General features: G+C 62.5%; 16 protein-coding genes, 4 tRNA genes and 1 pseudogene. 9 read left to right on the top strand and 12 right to left on the bottom strand.

What is annotated here, in order from left to right; genetic code table 11:
* Nucleotides 1–28 precede the first annotated feature (28 nt).
* The 3 genes and pseudogenes from N430_RS29885 to N430_RS01810 form a co-directional block, all read right to left on the bottom strand.
* The gene (locus N430_RS29885; RefSeq protein WP_371922750.1) at nucleotides 29–769 is read right to left on the bottom strand and encodes a methyl-accepting chemotaxis protein; all 741 of its coding nucleotides are present in this window, start codon (nucleotides 767–769) and stop codon (nucleotides 29–31) included.
* A 117-nt stretch (nucleotides 770–886) separates the two neighbouring features.
* Nucleotides 887–1,915, bottom strand: a pseudogene (mcpA, locus tag N430_RS29880) (methyl-accepting chemotaxis protein McpA); the annotation flags it as partial.
* 143 nt (nucleotides 1,916–2,058) lie between these two features.
* On the bottom strand, nucleotides 2,059–2,937 hold the full coding sequence (locus N430_RS01810; RefSeq protein WP_110631578.1) for a LysR family transcriptional regulator: 879 nt from the start codon (nucleotides 2,935–2,937) through the stop codon (nucleotides 2,059–2,061).
* A 100-nt stretch (nucleotides 2,938–3,037) separates the two neighbouring features.
* On the opposite strand from N430_RS01810, the gene N430_RS01805 reads away from it, so the two are divergent.
* Nucleotides 3,038–3,466, top strand: a complete 429-nt coding sequence (locus N430_RS01805) for a PACE efflux transporter (RefSeq protein ID WP_110631581.1) — start codon at nucleotides 3,038–3,040, stop codon at nucleotides 3,464–3,466.
* 117 nt (nucleotides 3,467–3,583) lie between these two features.
* On the opposite strand, the gene N430_RS01800 is transcribed toward N430_RS01805, so the two are convergent.
* The 7 genes from N430_RS01800 to folD all read right to left on the bottom strand — a co-directional run bounded on the left by N430_RS01800 (nucleotide 3,584) and on the right by folD (nucleotide 10,455).
* Nucleotides 3,584–4,648: a hypothetical protein gene (locus N430_RS01800; protein WP_110631584.1), complete on the bottom strand. Its 1,065-nt coding sequence runs from the start codon at nucleotides 4,646–4,648 to the stop codon at nucleotides 3,584–3,586.
* Nucleotides 4,649–4,706: 58 nt separating this feature from the next.
* A complete protein-coding gene (locus N430_RS01795) occupies nucleotides 4,707–5,387 on the bottom strand; it encodes a GntR family transcriptional regulator (RefSeq protein ID WP_110631588.1) in 681 nt (226 codons plus the stop codon).
* A gap of 16 nt (nucleotides 5,388–5,403) precedes the next feature.
* Complete coding sequence (locus N430_RS01790; protein WP_110631591.1) at nucleotides 5,404–6,108, bottom strand: FadR/GntR family transcriptional regulator; 705 nt, start codon at nucleotides 6,106–6,108, stop codon at nucleotides 5,404–5,406.
* Between the two features lie 44 nt (nucleotides 6,109–6,152).
* Entirely contained in the window at nucleotides 6,153–7,463 is a 1,311-nt protein-coding gene (locus tag N430_RS01785) for a C4-dicarboxylate transporter DctA (RefSeq protein WP_110631593.1), read from the bottom strand.
* 294 nt (nucleotides 7,464–7,757) lie between these two features.
* Nucleotides 7,758–8,249: an Lrp/AsnC family transcriptional regulator gene (locus N430_RS01780; RefSeq protein ID WP_110631597.1), complete on the bottom strand. Its 492-nt coding sequence runs from the start codon at nucleotides 8,247–8,249 to the stop codon at nucleotides 7,758–7,760.
* A gap of 75 nt (nucleotides 8,250–8,324) precedes the next feature.
* On the bottom strand, nucleotides 8,325–9,389 hold the full coding sequence (locus tag N430_RS01775; RefSeq protein ID WP_110631600.1) for an ornithine cyclodeaminase: 1,065 nt from the start codon (nucleotides 9,387–9,389) through the stop codon (nucleotides 8,325–8,327).
* Nucleotides 9,390–9,600: 211 nt separating this feature from the next.
* On the bottom strand, nucleotides 9,601–10,455 hold the full coding sequence (gene folD / locus N430_RS01770; RefSeq protein ID WP_054883547.1) for a bifunctional methylenetetrahydrofolate dehydrogenase/methenyltetrahydrofolate cyclohydrolase FolD: 855 nt from the start codon (nucleotides 10,453–10,455) through the stop codon (nucleotides 9,601–9,603).
* A 270-nt stretch (nucleotides 10,456–10,725) separates the two neighbouring features.
* Here folD and N430_RS01765 point away from each other — a divergent pair.
* The 4 genes from N430_RS01765 to N430_RS01750 all read left to right on the top strand — a co-directional run bounded on the left by N430_RS01765 (nucleotide 10,726) and on the right by N430_RS01750 (nucleotide 11,182).
* Nucleotides 10,726–10,802, top strand: a tRNA-Arg gene (locus N430_RS01765).
* A gap of 43 nt (nucleotides 10,803–10,845) precedes the next feature.
* A tRNA-His gene (locus tag N430_RS01760) sits at nucleotides 10,846–10,921 on the top strand.
* Nucleotides 10,922–10,977: 56 nt separating this feature from the next.
* A tRNA-Leu gene (locus N430_RS01755) sits at nucleotides 10,978–11,062 on the top strand.
* A 44-nt stretch (nucleotides 11,063–11,106) separates the two neighbouring features.
* Nucleotides 11,107–11,182: transfer RNA gene (locus N430_RS01750), tRNA-His, on the top strand.
* A gap of 95 nt (nucleotides 11,183–11,277) precedes the next feature.
* Here the strand turns inward: N430_RS01750 and N430_RS01745 are convergent.
* The gene (locus N430_RS01745; RefSeq protein ID WP_110631603.1) at nucleotides 11,278–11,583 is read right to left on the bottom strand and encodes an XRE family transcriptional regulator; all 306 of its coding nucleotides are present in this window, start codon (nucleotides 11,581–11,583) and stop codon (nucleotides 11,278–11,280) included.
* Entirely contained in the window at nucleotides 11,580–11,933 is a 354-nt protein-coding gene (locus N430_RS01740) for a type II toxin-antitoxin system RelE/ParE family toxin (RefSeq protein WP_110632523.1), read from the bottom strand. Before N430_RS01740 ends, N430_RS01745 begins: the two co-directional genes overlap by 4 nt.
* A gap of 204 nt (nucleotides 11,934–12,137) precedes the next feature.
* Between N430_RS01740 and N430_RS01735 the strand changes: the two genes are divergently transcribed.
* From N430_RS01735 to clpX, 4 genes are all read left to right on the top strand, one after another.
* Nucleotides 12,138–12,437 (top strand): DUF6388 family protein, encoded by a 300-nt coding sequence (locus tag N430_RS01735; protein WP_110631606.1) that lies wholly within the window; start codon nucleotides 12,138–12,140, stop codon nucleotides 12,435–12,437.
* Between the two features lie 247 nt (nucleotides 12,438–12,684).
* Nucleotides 12,685–13,998: a trigger factor gene (gene tig / locus N430_RS01730; RefSeq protein ID WP_085674683.1), complete on the top strand. Its 1,314-nt coding sequence runs from the start codon at nucleotides 12,685–12,687 to the stop codon at nucleotides 13,996–13,998.
* A 91-nt stretch (nucleotides 13,999–14,089) separates the two neighbouring features.
* Nucleotides 14,090–14,731, top strand: a complete 642-nt coding sequence (gene clpP, locus N430_RS01725; protein ID WP_003259400.1) for an ATP-dependent Clp endopeptidase proteolytic subunit ClpP — start codon at nucleotides 14,090–14,092, stop codon at nucleotides 14,729–14,731.
* A 108-nt stretch (nucleotides 14,732–14,839) separates the two neighbouring features.
* Nucleotides 14,840–16,123 carry an ATP-dependent Clp protease ATP-binding subunit ClpX gene (gene clpX, locus N430_RS01720; RefSeq protein WP_060507985.1) on the top strand — a complete coding sequence of 428 codons (1,284 nt, stop codon included), beginning with the start codon at nucleotides 14,840–14,842 and terminating at the stop codon, nucleotides 16,121–16,123.
* Nucleotide 16,124 lies beyond the last annotated feature (1 nt).

The following is a 16,124-nucleotide window of genomic DNA, read 5'->3' as shown; positions in this document are numbered from 1 at the left end:
TCGGCGAGCGCCGACGAGGGGCGCTGCATCAGATGCGGAAGCTGCCCACCAGCTGCTTCAGGCGCCCGGCCTGCTGCGCCAGGGCATCGCAATGCTGCAGGGTCTGGTTGAGGTTCTCCACCCCTTGCTGGTTGAGCGCGTTGATCTGGGTGATGTCCAGGTTGAGGCTCTCGACCACTGCCGTCTGTTCCTCGGTCGCCGTGGCCACCGACTGGTTCATGCCGTCGATTTCGCCGATGCGCTGGGTCACGCTGGCCAGGCGTTCGCCGGCCTGGTTGGCCACCTGCACGGTCTGTTCGCTCGATACCTGGCTGGTGTTCATGGTGTGCACCGCCTCGCGCGAGCCTACTTGCAGGCTGGTGATCATGCGGTGGATTTCTTCGGCCGATTCCTGGGTGCGGTGTGCCAGGTTGCGGACCTCGTCGGCAACCACGGCAAAGCCGCGCCCGGCCTCACCGGCACGGGCGGCTTCGATGGCGGCGTTGAGCGCCAGCAGGTTGGTCTGCTGGGAAATGCCCTTGATCACGTCGAGGATCTTGCCGATCTCGTCGGTGCTGGCATTGAGGGTTTCGATCTGTTCGCACGACTCGCTGATGCGCTGGGACAGCGCGGTCATGGCGTTGATCGCCTGCTCGACCACCTCACGGCCGCCATGGGCCTGGTCACTGGCGCCGCTGGCATGTTGCGAGGCATCGGCCGCATTGCGGGCGATCTCCTGGGTCGCAGCGCCCAGCTGGTTGATGGCCGCGGCCACGCTGTTGGTGCGCATGCTCTGTTCTTCGGAGCCGATGATCGAGGCGTTGGAGGCATTGACCACTTTCTCCGACAGGTCGTGCACCAGGCGGGTAGCCGAAGACACTTCGCTGATCGAGGTGTGGATACGCTCGACGAAGCGGTTGAACGAGCTGGCCAGCTCGCCGAATTCGTCCTTGTGCTGCACGTCGAGGCGGCGGGTCAGGTCGCCTTCACCTTCGGCGATGTCGCGCATTGCGCGGCCCATGGTGGTCAGCGGGCGCATCAGCACCGGGATCAGCAGGCCGAGCAGCACGGCGATGGCGACCACGGCAATGAGCATGGCGATGATCGCCGAGGTGCGGAACTGGCTGATGGCGGCGTAGGCCTTGTCCTTGTCGATCGACAGGCCGATGTACCACTGCGCCGACGGCAGGCCGGCGACCGGGGCGAAGGAGATCAGCCGTTCCTCGCCGTTGAGGGTGACGTCCTGCATGCCGGCCGTCACGCGCAGGCCGCTGCCGGGGTAGATGTCCTTGAGGTTCTTCATCAGCTGGTCCTTGTCCGGGCTGACGATCACCTGGCCACTGCTGTCGGCGAGGAAGGCGTGGCCGATGCCGCCGAAGTCGACCGAGTTGATGATCTCGACCAGGGTGTCGAGGGTCAGGTCGCCACCTACCACGCCGATCAACTCGCCGTTGCGCTTGCTTTTCACCGGTACCGCGATGGTCACCATCAGGCCACCGACGGCGCCCTGGTAGGGGGCGGTGAGCACGGTCTGGCCGGCGCTGACCGCGCTGCTGTACCACGGCCGCTGACGGGGGTCGTAGCCGGCCGGCATCTGCGTGTCTGGGCGCTGGGTGAACACACCGTTTGCCTGGCCCAGGTAGGTGAAAAGGAAGTTTCGCGTGTAGGAAGGCTGCTCAATCAGCCCCCCCAGGGTCTCTCCTGCCCCTTGTTCGGCAATGTCCTGCGCCAGGTTCTCCAGCACCAGAATGCGCCCGCTCATCCAGTTCTGCACGCTGCTGGCGGTCAGCGCGCCAGCTTGTTGCACGGACGATTCGATGTTCTGGCGAAGGGTGTTGCGTTGCAGATAATCGTTGTAGAGCGTGAACAGCGCAAAGGCCAGCACCACGACACCGCAGGCGCTGAGGAGGATCTTGTGGCGAAATTTCAGGTTCATGTTTCGAGACCTTGAGCCATGGAGGGGAGGGCGCCGCGCGCTTGTGGCGCGATGGCGGGGCCTGTCTCCTGGCATATCGGCTTGGCCGGTAAAAGGTTGAAACACTTACCTATTTTCTTTGGTTCAGGTCGACGGACGGTGGATCAGCCGGTGGCCATCAGGTCGATCAGCAGGCGCGCGCCTTGGCGCAGAGGTTGCTGCTTGCGCCAGAAGGCGTGGATCGGCAGCTGCAGTTCGTTGCGCGTGTTGTGAAATTGCAGGCGCACCAAACGCCCGGCATCGATGAGTGGCGCGACCCGGGCCAGTGGCAGATCACCCCAGCCAAGGCCGGCTTCGACCATCTGCAGGGCCAGGTCGAAACTGTCGGTGGACCAGTGCGTGGCGCCGATCAACGGGCGCGGATCAAGCAGCGGCAGGTCGCGGCTGCGCACCAGGATCTGGCGCACATTGACCAAGTCTTCGAGGTAGTGGATTCGGTCCTCGAGCAGGGCCGGGTGACCCGGCGACAAAGTGGCCACCAGCGACTCCATGCCGATGTGCTGGAAGCTGCGGCGGGCATCGACCTGCAGGCCGGCAAAGGCCACGCACAGGTCGGCGCGGCCGCTGTCGAGCAGGTGCAGGGCTTCTTCCTGCGGGGCGCTGAGCAGCTGGATGTCGAGCAGCGGGTAGCGTGCACCGAGGCTGGCAATGGCCGCCAGCAGCGGGCGATGGTCGATATCCGGGACAACGGCAAGGGTCAGGCTGCTTTCCAGCCCTTGGGAAAGCTCCAGTGCATGCACCTGCAGCAGGCCCAGCTGTTCGGCGATCAGCCGTGCATGGGGTTCCAGTGCCAGGGCCTGGGCGGTGGCGCGGACCTCCCGTGAGCCGCGCTCGAACAAGGTGTAGCCCAGTTCGGCTTCAAGGTTGCCGATGGCCATGCTCACCGCCGAGGGCACGCGCTGCAGGGCGCGGGCAGCGGCGGAAAACGAACCGCGGTCGAGCACGGCGAGAAACAGCTGGATGTTGTCGCTGGAAAAATTCATGGCAGCCTCCTGTCAATCAATCTGAAAGCTGCTGACTTTTTCTGTCAAGCGGATTGAATCATCCTTGCGCCTCATCGCATTTCGACACATGAGGTAACCCGTGCAGGGCGTCAAACGCAAACTGGTCTACGTGACCTTCTATGAACTGATCGGCCTGTGCATGTCGACGCTGGGGCTGGCCTACCTGTCGGACACCCAGGCTTCGCACACCGGGCCGCTGGCGGTGATGATCACCACCATCGCCATGCTCTGGAACCTGATCTACAACAGCCTGTTCGAGTACTGGGAGAGCCGCCAGGCCAAGCGTGGACGCAGCGTGGCGCGGCGGGTGGCGCATGCCGTCGGTTTCCAGCTGACCTTGGTGGTGTACCTGATTCCGCTGATTGCCTGGTGGCTGGACATGAGCCTGCTGGAGGCGTTTCTGGTGGACCTGGCGTTCATCGTTCTGATCCCGTGCTACACCTTCGCCTACAACTGGGCGTTCGACCGGATCTTTGGCTTGCCGACTTCGGCCATGGCCGCCGCCTGAGGTGACATGCCCTGTCCCTTTCGCGGGCTCGCCCGCTCCCACAAGATTTCCACTGCAGCAAGGCCTGTGCAATACCTGTGGGAGCGGGCAAGCCCGCGAAAGGGCCGGTACAGGAGGCTAAGGCAGGCGAATCAGCAAAGGCTCCTGTTGTGCCGGCGCTTGCCGCAGTTCGGTCTGCTGTTCCATGGATGGCTGGGGCATAGTGGCCAGCAGGCTGTCCTCGACCTGCCCAGACAGGTAGTACACCCCCGCCAGGGCGCCGCTCTGGCGGTTCTCCATCAGCTCCTGCCATTCCTGGTTGAGTGCCACATTCAGGATCACCCGCAACTGCTCGATCATCTGTGGCTGGTCACGGTTATGGGCCATGATGCCGTAGCCGGTCGAGACAATCGAAATCATCGCCCCGGCCACCTTGCCCACGGCACTGGCCACGGCGCTGGCGATGCCGCGCGGGGCCAGGGTGGCGCCGATTTTTTCGCTGGCATCAGTCGCCACCGACGACAAGCCCGCGTCGGTTCTGCCGGGGCCTTTGGCGGCCTGCTTGTGCAAGTGGTCACGCAACGCCAGCCAGGCCGGTTGCTGCTCCAGCGACTTGGCCCGCAACAACTCATACAGCGAGGCATTGCGGGCGGGCGGAGGCCCCAGGTGGATGGCCGGGATGCGGTTCAGGCGTTGGCTGATTTGCTCGGGGGCGGCGTTGTAGCGCTGGATGATGGCGTGCAGTTGCTGGCCGAACAACTGTATATACAGCTCGCAGGCACGATCGCGGATGCCCTCGGGGTTGATCTGTTCGGCCACCGGTTCGATGACCCGCTGGTGGTACTGCTCCTGCAGGTACAGCGCCAGGCGCTTTTCCGCGGGCTCGCGGCCCTCGCCGCTGTCGAGCTTGTACCAGGCGACCTTCATGGTCAGCCACTGCTGGGTCCAGTAGCCGGTGAACCAGGGGATGAAGTCTTTTTCGGTGCGTTGCTGCACCTGCTCCTTCCATACCCGCATCGAGCGCCGTGCGTAGTCGTTGGCAGAGCCCGCGGCGCCGGCCGAAGCCTCGATCAGCTCCTGATCGATGCGCTGCCAGGCGGCAGGGTCGAGCACCGCCGGCGGGGGCGGGGCAGGCGGGCGTTTGCCGGCGCAGCCGACGATGGCCAGCAAGAGGCACACTAGAACCAGGACTCGTCGGCTCACTCGGCTGCCTCCCGGGGGTAGAGGCTGGGTGGTTATCCGAGTATAGGGCGGCTCCGGCTCAGTCGAGGTCGAGTTTGTCTTCCAGGCGGTCGAGGTGCTCATGCATTAACGCCAGTGCCGCCCCCGCATCACCGGCTTCTACAGCATCGATGATCGCCGCATGTTCCTCCCAGGCGCAGTGGTCGCAGCAAGGCGATTCATAACGGGCGATGATCAACGAGGTCATCGGCACCAGGCCATTGAGAAACCGCGCCAGCGGCTCATTGGCCGCTACCTGGGCGAGCTTGAGGTGAAACTCGCCACCCAGGCGGATGGCGGCGCAGCGCTCGCCGCGCTCATGGTGCTGGCGCTCGCGCTCGACCAGCTGGCGCAGCTGGCGGATCTGCACGGGCCGTGCACGCTGCGCGGCCAGGCTGATCAGGGTGGTTTCGGCCAGGCGCCGGGCGCTGAGCACCTGGCGTGCCTGCTCGGGGTCGGGTGCAGCCAGGTGGGCAGTGTGGCTGGGGCGCTGCACCACCACTTGTTGGTCCGACAGGCGCCCGAGCACCCGGCGGATCACCGTGCGGCTGACCCCGAAGGCATTGCCCAGGGCCTGTTCGGGCAACAGGCTGCCAGGCGGCAGGCGCTGCTCGAGGATCGCGTCGAACAGGCGCGGGTAGATCTGCTCGGCCGACAGGCGAGTCTCGCCGGCGGCGAGCAGGGCAGGCAGGCGGGGGGCGGCGTGGGCGCAGGCGGTCATGGTCGCTCTCCAAGGGTCATTGGCCGGGCTGGTCGTCCGGGATGTTGAGTTGAATGCCCATGCGCTCGCCTTCGGCAAGAATGTGCTGGCGCATCTGGGCGCTGGCCTGGGCGCTGTTGCGTTCGCGAATGGCGCGCACCACGGCTTCGTTTTCCTTGAGCCGGGCGGCCAGGTGCTCGGGCGAGTTGCGCAGCATGCTGGCGCTTTGCTTGAGGGCGTTGCCAGTCTGCTGCACCACGCTCTGGAAGATCGGGTTGGTGGTCAAGGCGAACAGCGCTTCGTGGAAGGCGATGTAGGCCTTGACCCCGGCTTCGCTGTCATCAGCTTCCAGGGCTTCGCGCATGTCCATCAGGGTCAGGCGCAGCTGGCCGATGTCCTGGCTGTTGGCCGATTGCGCGACCAGGCCGACGATGAACGGTTCGAGGGTGTAGCGCAGCTCCAGTACATCGGCCAGGCTGGCCGCTGCGGCGCTTTCGCTGGCCGGGTCCTGGGGCGCAGCCTCGGCATCGAGCACCAGCACCCCCTTGCCCGGCAGTGCACGTACCAGGCCCAGGGTTTCCAGCACGGTCACCGCTTCGCGCAGGCTGGGGCGGCTGATGCCCAGTTGTTCGGCCAGTTCGCGCTGGCCGGGTAGCATGTCGCCGGAGCGCCACTGGCCACGGGCCAGGGCCTGGCGCAGTTTTTCCACCACTGAGTTGACGACGGTCGATGAGCTGATCACGTTTCGCTCCTGGAAGGGCCGGCGTCAACGCCGGCCACGTTCGCTCAGAATTCCTGTTGATGGGGGTTGGCTGGCTTGCGTGGCGCCGGGGCGAAGCCGGGTTTGCCATCGAGCACGTTCTGCGCACGTTCCAGGTCGATGTCCTTTTCCCAGCGGGCGATGGCCACGGTGGCCACGCAGTTGCCGATCAGGTTGGTCAGTGCCCGGCCAATGCCCATGAACCAGTCCACTGCCAGTACCAGCACCAGGCCCACCACCGGAATCGCCGGCACGGCGGTCAGGGTAGCGGCGAGGATCACCAGCGCCGAGCCTGGGATGCCGTGAGCCCCCTTGGAAGTCACCAGCGACACCAGCAGGATGGTCAGCAGGTCGGTCATCTCCAGCGGCGTGCCGGTGGCGTTGGCGATGAACACGATGGCCAGGGTCAGGTAGATGGAGAAGCCGTCGAGGTTGAACGAGTAGCCGGTGGGGATGACCAGGCCGACGGTGGAGCTGCCGATGCCCAGGTGTTCCAGCTTGCGCATGATCTGCGGCAGCACGGCGTCGGACGAAGCGGTGCCGAGCACGATGGTCAGCTCTTCACGCAGGTACTTGATGAACGGCAACAGCTTCAGACCCGACACGCGCATCACGGTACCCAGCACGATCAGCACGAAGCCGGCGCAGGTCAGGTAGAACAGCGCCACCAGGCCGCCCAGGTGCTGCAGCGATTCCAGGCCGTACTTGCTGGTGGTGAAGGCGATGGCACCGAACACGCCGATCGGCGCCAGGCGCACGATCATGCCCATGATGCGGAAGATCACGTGGCTCAGTTCGTTGATCAGCCGCGAGATGCCGGCGGCCGAATCGCCCACCAGGTTCAGCGCGCTGCCGAACAGTACCGAGAACAGCAACACCTGGAGGATGTTGTTGTCGGCGAAGGCACCGACCACCGAGGTCGGGATCAGGTCCATGAAGAACGCCGTGGCCCCATGGATGTGCTGGCCGCGCTCGGCCAGGCTGCTGGCGTCGGCGCTGGACAGCTGATCGAGGTGGATGTTGGCGCCACTGCCGATGCCGCTGCTGAAGGCGAACACCAGACCGATGACCAGCGCGATGGTGGTCAGCACTTCGAAGTAGATCACCGATTTCAGGCCGATGCGCCCGACCTTCTTCAGGTCGCCAGCGCCGGAAATGCCACTGACCACCACGCAGAACACGATCAGGCCGATGAGCATCTTGATCAGCTTGATGAAGCCGTCGCCGAGGGGTTTGAGCTGCAGGGAAAGGTCGGGGAAGCTGAGGCCGCAGGCGATGCCGAGAGCAAGGCCGAGCACAACTTGCAGGAAGATCGAACGCGAGCACCATTTGAGCATGGGAGAGATCTCAGATCGGTGTCCTTGCTTCGGTGCCGCACGGGGCGAAAGAGCGCAGGACTTAATTATTGTGGTCTTACCGGTTTGTTCAGCGCGGAGTCATAAAAGCGCGAAAAACCCGACTTTGCAAGGGTTTTTGGCCTTACCGGTCTGACCAGTTGTGGGGCGTTTACGCTGGCCGGGCTCTAGTTCGGTGCATGGGAGGGTACAGCTGCCCCCTCGCGGAGGGTGAATCAGGGCGCTGGCCAGCGCGAAGGGGATATTTGCAATCCGTTTGCCAACTACTGGGGCCGGTTACAGCCCCAGTGGCGGGGCCATGTGCTTGACTGCCGCCAGTTCCGGGTGCGCCACCAGCTTGTCGATATGCAGCGCATCGTCGTTCATCCAGCTTTCGCTGAGCACCCGGTAGTGCTCCATGTCACGGCAGCGCAGGCGCAGGCTGTAGTCGAAGTGGCCGCTGATCAGATGGCATTCGTAGACCTCCGGGCAAGCCAGCATGGTGGCTTCAAAGGCCTTTTGCGCAGCACGCCCGCTCTGGTTGGACAGGGCCACCAGCACCAGCAGCGACAAGCCCGGGGCGAGCTTCTGCAGGTCGATGATGGCGCCGTAGCCGCGGATCACGCCCCGCCGCTCAAGCTTGCGCACGCGCTCCAGGCAGGGGCGTGGGGTGAGGTGGACCAGGCTCGAGAGCTTTTCGAAGGTGATGCGCCCGTCGTGGCGCAGCACGTCGATGATGGCTTCGTCGATGCGGTCCAGAGGTGGGGCGTTGGCGTCCTTGGTGTCCATGCACAGGGCTTCTTTCGGAAGGGGGCATGGACAGGGTAGGCGTAAACCGGGGCCGCTGCGCAGCCCCAGGGTGCATCAGGCGCAGGCGGTGTCTGCCTTGCGCATCGAGCGTACGCCAATGACTCGTGGCTGCAGCAGCGAGTAGAGGTCTTTCGGATCCTCCAGCTTCGGCACCAGCGCGATGTCCTGGCCAATGCCCAGCATGCGCGTGGTGTCCAGCACATAACGCAGGGCCGAATAGTCTTCGAGGGCAAAGCCGACCGAGTCGAACAGCGTGACCTGTTCGGCATGCTCGCGGCCCTGAACAAGCCCGGCGAGCACCTGCCAGAACTCGACTACCGGCGAATCTGCAGGCATCTGCTGAATCTCGCCTTCGACCCGGCTCTGCGGTTCGTATTCGACAATCACTCGCGCCTGTTCGACGATGTCGCGGTGCAGTTCGGTTTTGCCTGGGCAGTCGCCGCCGACGGCATTCAGGTGCATGCCAGGCTCGATCATCTCCGGGGTCAGGATGGTTGCATAGGCCTTGTCGGCCGTGACCGTGGTGACAATGTCAGCGCCGCGTACCGCTTCGGCAACCGAGTTGGCGATGCTCAGCTTCAGGCCGGGGCGGCCGGCCAGGTTGGCCACCAGCTTGGCCGAGGCCGTCGGGTCGATGTCGTACAGGCGGATCTCGTCGATGCCCACCAGGGTATTGAAGGCAATGGCCTGGAACTCGCTCTGCGAGCCGTTGCCGATCAGCGCCATGCAGCGGCTGTCCTCCCGCGCCAGGTAGCGGGCGGCCAGTGCCGAAGTGGCCGCGGTACGGATCGCTGTGGTCAGGGTCATCTCGCTGAGCAGCAACGGCGTGCCGGTGTCGACATCGGCCAGGGTGCCGAAGGCCATTACCGTGGGCAGGCCATGGTGCGTGTTCTTCGGGTGGCCGTTGACGTACTTGAAAGCGTACAGGTCGGCATCGGACACCGGCATCAGCTCGATGACCCCACCGGGCGAGTGATTGGCCACCCGGGCGCACTTCTCGAAGGCCTGCCAACGCAGGTAGTCCTGGCGAATGTACTCGGCCATCTCCACCAGGCAGGTGGCCAGGCCTTTGCGGTTGACCAGGCGGGCGAGGTCTTGCACATCGATATAACGGGTCATGAGGGGTCTCCTTGCGGCGACGCTTCCAGTGAGGGCTCTGGAGATATTGTCGGGCGCGGAGCGAAGCGATGCTGGCTGAAACGGGGTGTGCTGGCAGCGGGGGTGGCTGATATTGCGCAGCTGGCAGCCGAATCGGCTGTGCTGCCTGCGGTGAACCGCGGGGATAAAAAAACGGCACCTCCAAGAGGTGCCGTTTTCATGTCACGCGGTACTACTTGTGCAGCTCTTCCGCCGCATACAGCGTGTTTTCCAGCAGGCAGGCGCGGGTCATCGGCCCGACACCGCCCGGAACCGGCGTGATCCAGCCGGCACGCGGCAGGGCAGTCTCGTAGACCACGTCGCCGACCAACTTGCCATCTTCCTGGCGGTTGATGCCGACGTCGATGACGATGGCGCCTTCCTTGATCCACTCACCCTTGACCAGGCCAGGCTTGCCGGCGGCCACGACCACCAGGTCGGCACGGCCGACGTGGCCGGCCAGGTCCTTGGTGAAGCGGTGGCAGACGGTCACGGTGCAACCACCCAGCAGCAGCTCCATGGCCATCGGGCGGCCAACGATGTTGGAAGCGCCGACGATGACCGCATTCATGCCGTACAGGTCCTGACCGGTGCTTTCCAGCAGGGTCATGATGCCTTTTGGCGTGCACGGGCGCAGCAGCGGGATGCGCTGGGCCAGGCGGCCGATGTTGTACGGGTGGAAGCCGTCGACGTCTTTGTCGGGGCGGATGCGCTCGAGCAGCAGTGAAGCGTCCAGGTGCGCCGGCAGCGGCAGCTGCAGCAGGATGCCGTCGACGGCCGGGTCGTCGTTGAGGCGGTCGATCAGCTCGGTCAGCGCTTGCTGCGTGGTCTCGCTGGGCAGGTCGAATGCCTGGGAAATGAAGCCGACCTCTTCGCAGTCCTTGCGCTTGTGCGAGACATAGACTTGGGAGGCGGGGTCGGTGCCGACCAGGATCACCGCCAGGCCCGGCGTGCGCAGGCCTTGCTGGCGACGCTCCTCGACACGTTGAGCGATCTGCTTGCGCAGGTTGGCGGCGATCGCCTTGCCATCGATTAGGTGTGCAGTCATAGACGCGTGATTAACCATCGAGAAAGGAACAATAAAGAGGGCGCATTCTCGCACGACATCGCCCAAGGGCAAAGGCGGGTGGTCGGGCAAATCCCCTAACCCCTTAAATAATTTAAATTTTTTCGAGAAAGGTGTTGACGACCTGTAGGCTCGCCTATAAGATTCGCCGCACTTGTCGGGCACAGCCTAGCACTGGTTGGCGAGGTCGGGCAGAATGAGTGGTTTAGCAGTTACCTGTTAACGGCTTGTTCGGTTAGGCTTCACGCTTAAGCGCCCGTAGCTCAGCTGGATAGAGCATCCGCCTTCTAAGCGGATGGTCGCAGGTTCGAGTCCTGCCGGGTGCGCCATATAGGCAGCTTGGGCAAGCAAGTAAGGCTGTAATGCAATATGGTGGGCGTAGCTCAGTTGGTAGAGCGCTGGATTGTGATTCCAGTTGTCGTGGGTTCGATTCCCATCGTCCACCCCATATTCGACGAAGGCGCCTTTGATTGAATAATCTGGCGCCTTTGTTTTAAGCGTTACGCGGACGTGGTGAAATTGGTAGACACACTGGATTTAGGTTCCAGCGGCGCAAGCTGTAAGAGTTCGAGTCTCTTCGTCCGCACCATGCTTCTGTAAGGCTGTATCGCAACACTGCAACACCGCAATATGGTGGGCGTAGCTCAGTTGGTAGAGCGCTGGATTGTGATTCCAGTTGTCGTGGGTTCGATTCCCATCGTCCACCCCATATTTTTCGAAGGCGCCTTGATCGTGAGATCGGGCGCCTTTGTTGTTTCTGCGCGGCGTCAGCGGGTGGGCAGCCAGCACTGCCCGGTTGTCTGGTCAGGGATGGGCTGGAATCTGGTCGGGTATGAGGCGTACTTCCACGCGTTGCCCCAGTGCGCGAGCGGCGCTGGCCAGCGTGGCCAGGGTCATGCCGGGGTCGTTCTGGTCCAGTGCCCGGTCGACGGCTGTGCGGCTGGTGTGCATGCGCTCGGCCAGGATCTTCTTGGTGACGTTCTGGTTCTTCATGGCTTCGGCGATCTGCCAGGCAATCACGCGCTTGAGTGCTGCGGCGCTGACTTCCTCTGCCAGTTTCTGTTCGGTGAGAAAGTCGTCGAATCCGGAGCCGATGTGTGGGTTGGTCATGTGTATTTCTCCAGGGCTGCTTTGCGCTGTCTGGCGGTTTCCAGTTCGAAAGCCGGTGTTTTCTGGCTTTTCTTGATAAAGCCGTGCAGCAGTACCATCGTGCTTCCGGAGACCGTGAACAGTACTCGCGCAATGGTGTTGTCCAGGTCGATCCTGGTTTCCCATAGTCCTTGGTCCAGCTTTCTGGCCAGGGGCATGCCGAGTGGCCATCCGATCTGGACCGTCATGATTTGGGTGCCGATCATTCTCTTGTGCCCGCGGGGCAATGAAATGAGCCAGTCGCGAACAGGTTCGTTGCCTGCTTCTGTGCGGTAGAAGCAGGCTTCCAGTGTTGGTGGTTTTTCGCTCATGGAAGTGTACCAAAAAAGGTACTCCATTCAAGTGAAGTCAGAATCTGCTGCCCAGAGGCTCATTCCCTGATGGTGGTAAGAACCATCTGAGGTTAAGGGATATCGCTTTCCGCCCTTGTAATCCTCTGGTGGCACCCCAATAAAAGCTGTTAGATTTCAGCCGGTTGAAACACCGGCCCATTTGGCCGGCAGAGGAACACCCCGATGATTGCAAAAGAAGCCCGCCAGGCCCTGGCGTTGCAGCGCTTTGCCGAAGCCAATCCGCAACTGCTCGAGGAGATCCGCGAGCTGGATGCGCGTGAGCAGGCCCAGCAGATCGAGTGGGCATTCGAGGATGCCGCCGATGAGCAGGGCATTCAGCCCTGGGAGCTGGCGCTGCAGTTGATCGCCGAAAGCCCCGAGCAGCTGGAGGCCATGCGCCTGGAGACCCATCGCGAAGTGGCTGAGGCGCTGGGTATGGAGTGGGAGGAGTACTGCCAGTTCAATGAGATCGATCCTGAATAAGCGGGTCGCTTTCAAGCTGGCGGTTGTTTGACAAGGTATTTCGGTTGTGTGCCACCCATCGGGGGTACGCAGCTCTCTATATAAGAGGCTCGGCACTTCACCGTGCGGGCCATGCAAGTTAATCGACCGGCGAGGTTTCCCGTCGTCCCGGGTGGGGTGACTTCTGGTGCGTGACTCACTAGAATGTTTGCCCTTGATTCTGGAGTCGGGCTATCGCCGGCTAACGTCTGTGCAACGAGGAATATCCATGCAAGTTTCTGTTGAAAACACTTCCGCTCTCGAGCGCCGCATGACCATCGCCGTTCCGGCCGAGCGCGTCGAGAACGAAGTCAACAAGCGTCTGCAGCAGACTGCCAAGCGCGCCAAGGTCGCGGGCTTCCGCCCAGGCAAGGTGCCGATGAGCGTGATCCGTCAGCGTTTCGAAGCCGATGCCCGTCAAGAGGCCTTCGGTGACCTGGTTCAGGCTTCCTTCTACGAAGCCATCGTCGAGCAGAAGCTGAACCCGGCTGGCGCTCCGGCCGTTGAGCCTAAGTCCTTCGAAAAGGGCAAGGACCTGGAATTCGTTGCCATCTTCGAAGTGTTCCCAGAGTTCACCGTTGCCGGCTTCGACTCGATCAACGTCGAGCGCCTGAGCGCCGAAGTGGCTGACGCCGACCTGGACAACATGCTGGAAGTCCTGCGCAAGCAGAACACCCGCTTCGAGGCCGTCGAGCGCGCTGCGCAGAACGACGACCAGGTCAACATCGACTTCGTCGGCAAGGTCGACGGTGAAGTGTTCGCCGGTGGTTCCGCCAAGGGCACTCAGCTGGTACTGGGTTCCGGCCGCATGATCCCAGGCTTCGAAGATGGCCTGGTTGGCGCCAAGGCTGGCGAAGAGCGCGTTGTCAACGTGACCTTCCCAGAGGACTATCAGAACCTGGACCTGGCTGGCAAAGCCGCCGAGTTCACCATCACCGTCAACAGCGTATCGGCCCCTGTGCTGCCAGAGCTGAACGAAGAGTTCTTCGCCCAGTTCGGCATCAAAGAGTCGACCCTGGAAGGCTTCCGCACCGAAGTTCGCAAGAACATGGAGCGTGAACTGCGTCAGGCGATCAAGACCAAGGTCAAGAACCAGGTCATGGACGGTCTGTTGGCCGCCAACCCGATCGAAGTGCCAAAGGCACTGCTGGAAAACGAAGTCAACCGTCTGCGCGTCCAGGCTGTTCAGCAGTTCGGTGGCAACATCAAGCCTGAGCAACTGCCGGCCGAGCTGTTCGAAGAGCAAGCCAAGCGCCGTGTGGTGCTGGGCCTGATCGTCGCTGAAGTGGTCAAGCAGTTCGAACTGAAGCCAGACGAAGGCAAGGTTCGCGAAATGATCGAAGAAATGGCTTCGGCTTACCAAGAGCCTGAGCAGGTCATCTCCTGGTACTACAAGAACGACCAGCAACTGAACGAAGTCCGTTCGGTTGTGCTGGAAGAACAAGTTGTAGATACTGTTCTGCAGAAAGCGACTGTGACCGACAAGTCGGTCTCGTACGAAGACGCCGTTAAGCCAGCACAGGCTCCTGCCGCCGCTGAGTAACAGGCTTCTCTCGTAGGAAACCCCCACAAGCCAGCCTTCGAGCTGGCTTGTGCGTTATCAAGCCATGACTATTTGGGAGTGAGCGCAGGACATGTCCCGCAATTCTTATATTCAGCAGAGCTCTGACATCCAGGCCGCAGGCGGCCTGGTCCCGATGGTTATCGAGCAGTCCGCCCGTGGCGAACGTGCCTACGACATCTACTCGCGCCTGTTGAAGGAGCGAGTGATCTTCCTGGTTGGCCCGGTAGAGGATTACATGGCCAACCTGGTAGTGGCGCAGCTGCTGTTCCTTGAAGCGGAAAACCCGGACAAGGATATCCATCTGTACATCAACTCCCCGGGCGGCTCGGTGACTGCAGGCATGTCGATCTACGACACCATGCAGTTCATCAAGCCGGACGTCTCGACCATCTGCATCGGCCAGGCCTGCAGCATGGGTGCGTTCCTGTTGGCCGCTGGTGCCAAGGGCAAGCGCCACTGCCTGCCGAACTCGCGCGTGATGATCCACCAGCCACTGGGCGGTTTCCAGGGCCAGGCCACCGATATCGAGATCCACGCCCAGGAAATCCTCAATATCAAGGCGCGCCTGAACGAGCTGCTGGCCTACCACACCGGCCAGGATCTCGAGACCATCAAGCGTGACACCGAGCGTGACAATTTCATGAGCGCCTCGCGCGCGGCCGAGTACGGCCTGATCGACTCGGTGTACGACAAGCGGCAACTGGCCTCCTGATCCCAGGTGCCAGAGCAGGTAGGTGCGGAAAGCGCCTACCTGCGGACTTGAAAAAGCCCGCAATTGCCTTCATCTTGTGTTGCAAGCCTACCGGATTGGATCGATCGAATGACTGACACCCGTAACGGCGAGGACAGCGGCAAATTGCTTTATTGCTCCTTCTGCGGCAAAAGCCAGCACGAAGTGCGCAAACTGATTGCCGGGCCCTCGGTATTTATCTGCGACGAGTGCGTCGACCTGTGCAACGACATCATCCGTGAGGAGGTGCAGGAAGCCCAGGCCGAAAGCAGCGCGCACAAATTGCCTTCGCCGAAAGAAATCAGCGGCATCCTGGACCAGTACGTCATCGGTCAGGAGCGCGCGAAGAAGGTGCTGGCTGTAGCGGTGTACAACCACTACAAGCGCCTGAACCAGCGTGACAAGAAGGGCGACGAAGTCGAGCTCGGCAAGAGCAACATCCTGCTCATCGGGCCTACCGGCTCGGGCAAGACCCTGCTCGCCGAAACCCTTGCACGGCTGCTGAACGTACCGTTCACCATTGCTGACGCCACCACCCTGACCGAAGCCGGTTATGTGGGTGAAGACGTCGAGAACATCATTCAGAAACTGCTGCAGAAGTGCGACTACGATGTGGAAAAGGCCCAGATGGGCATTGTCTACATCGACGAAATCGACAAGATCTCGCGTAAGTCGGACAACCCGTCCATCACCCGCGACGTTTCGGGCGAAGGCGTGCAGCAGGCGCTGCTGAAGCTGATTGAAGGCACCGTTGCTTCGGTACCGCCGCAGGGCGGCCGCAAGCACCCGCAACAGGAATTCCTGCAGGTTGATACCCGCAACATCCTGTTCATCTGCGGTGGCGCCTTCTCCGGCCTGGAAAAGGTCATCCAGAACCGCTCCACCAAGGGTGGCATCGGTTTTGGCGCCGAAGTACGCAGCAAGGAAGAGGGCAAGAAGGTCGGTGAATCGCTGCGCGAAGTCGAGCCGGACGATCTGGTCAAGTTTGGCCTGATCCCTGAGTTCGTCGGCCGCCTGCCGGTGCTGGCGACCCTCGACGAGCTGGACGAGGCTGCGCTGATGCAGATTCTCACCGAGCCGAAGAACGCCCTGACCAAGCAGTACGCCAGGCTGTTCGAGATGGAAAGCGTTGACCTCGAGTTCCGCACCGACGCCCTCAAGGCCGTCGCACGCAAGGCCCTGGAGCGCAAGACTGGCGCCCGTGGCTTGCGTTCGATCCTCGAAGGCGTGCTGCTCGACACCATGTACGAAATTCCTTCGCAGAAGGATGTCAGCAAGGTGGTGATCGACGAGAGCGTCATCGAAGGCACTTCGCAGCCGCTGATGATCTACGAGAACAGCGAGCCGCAAGCCAAGGCTGCGCCCGACGCCTGAT

The organism is Pseudomonas sp. CC120222-01a, from assembly GCF_003097235.1.
Lineage (GTDB): Bacteria > Pseudomonadota > Gammaproteobacteria > Pseudomonadales > Pseudomonadaceae > Aquipseudomonas.
Note: the sequence above shows the minus strand (reverse complement) of the source record. Positions and strands in the feature narration are given on the sequence as shown.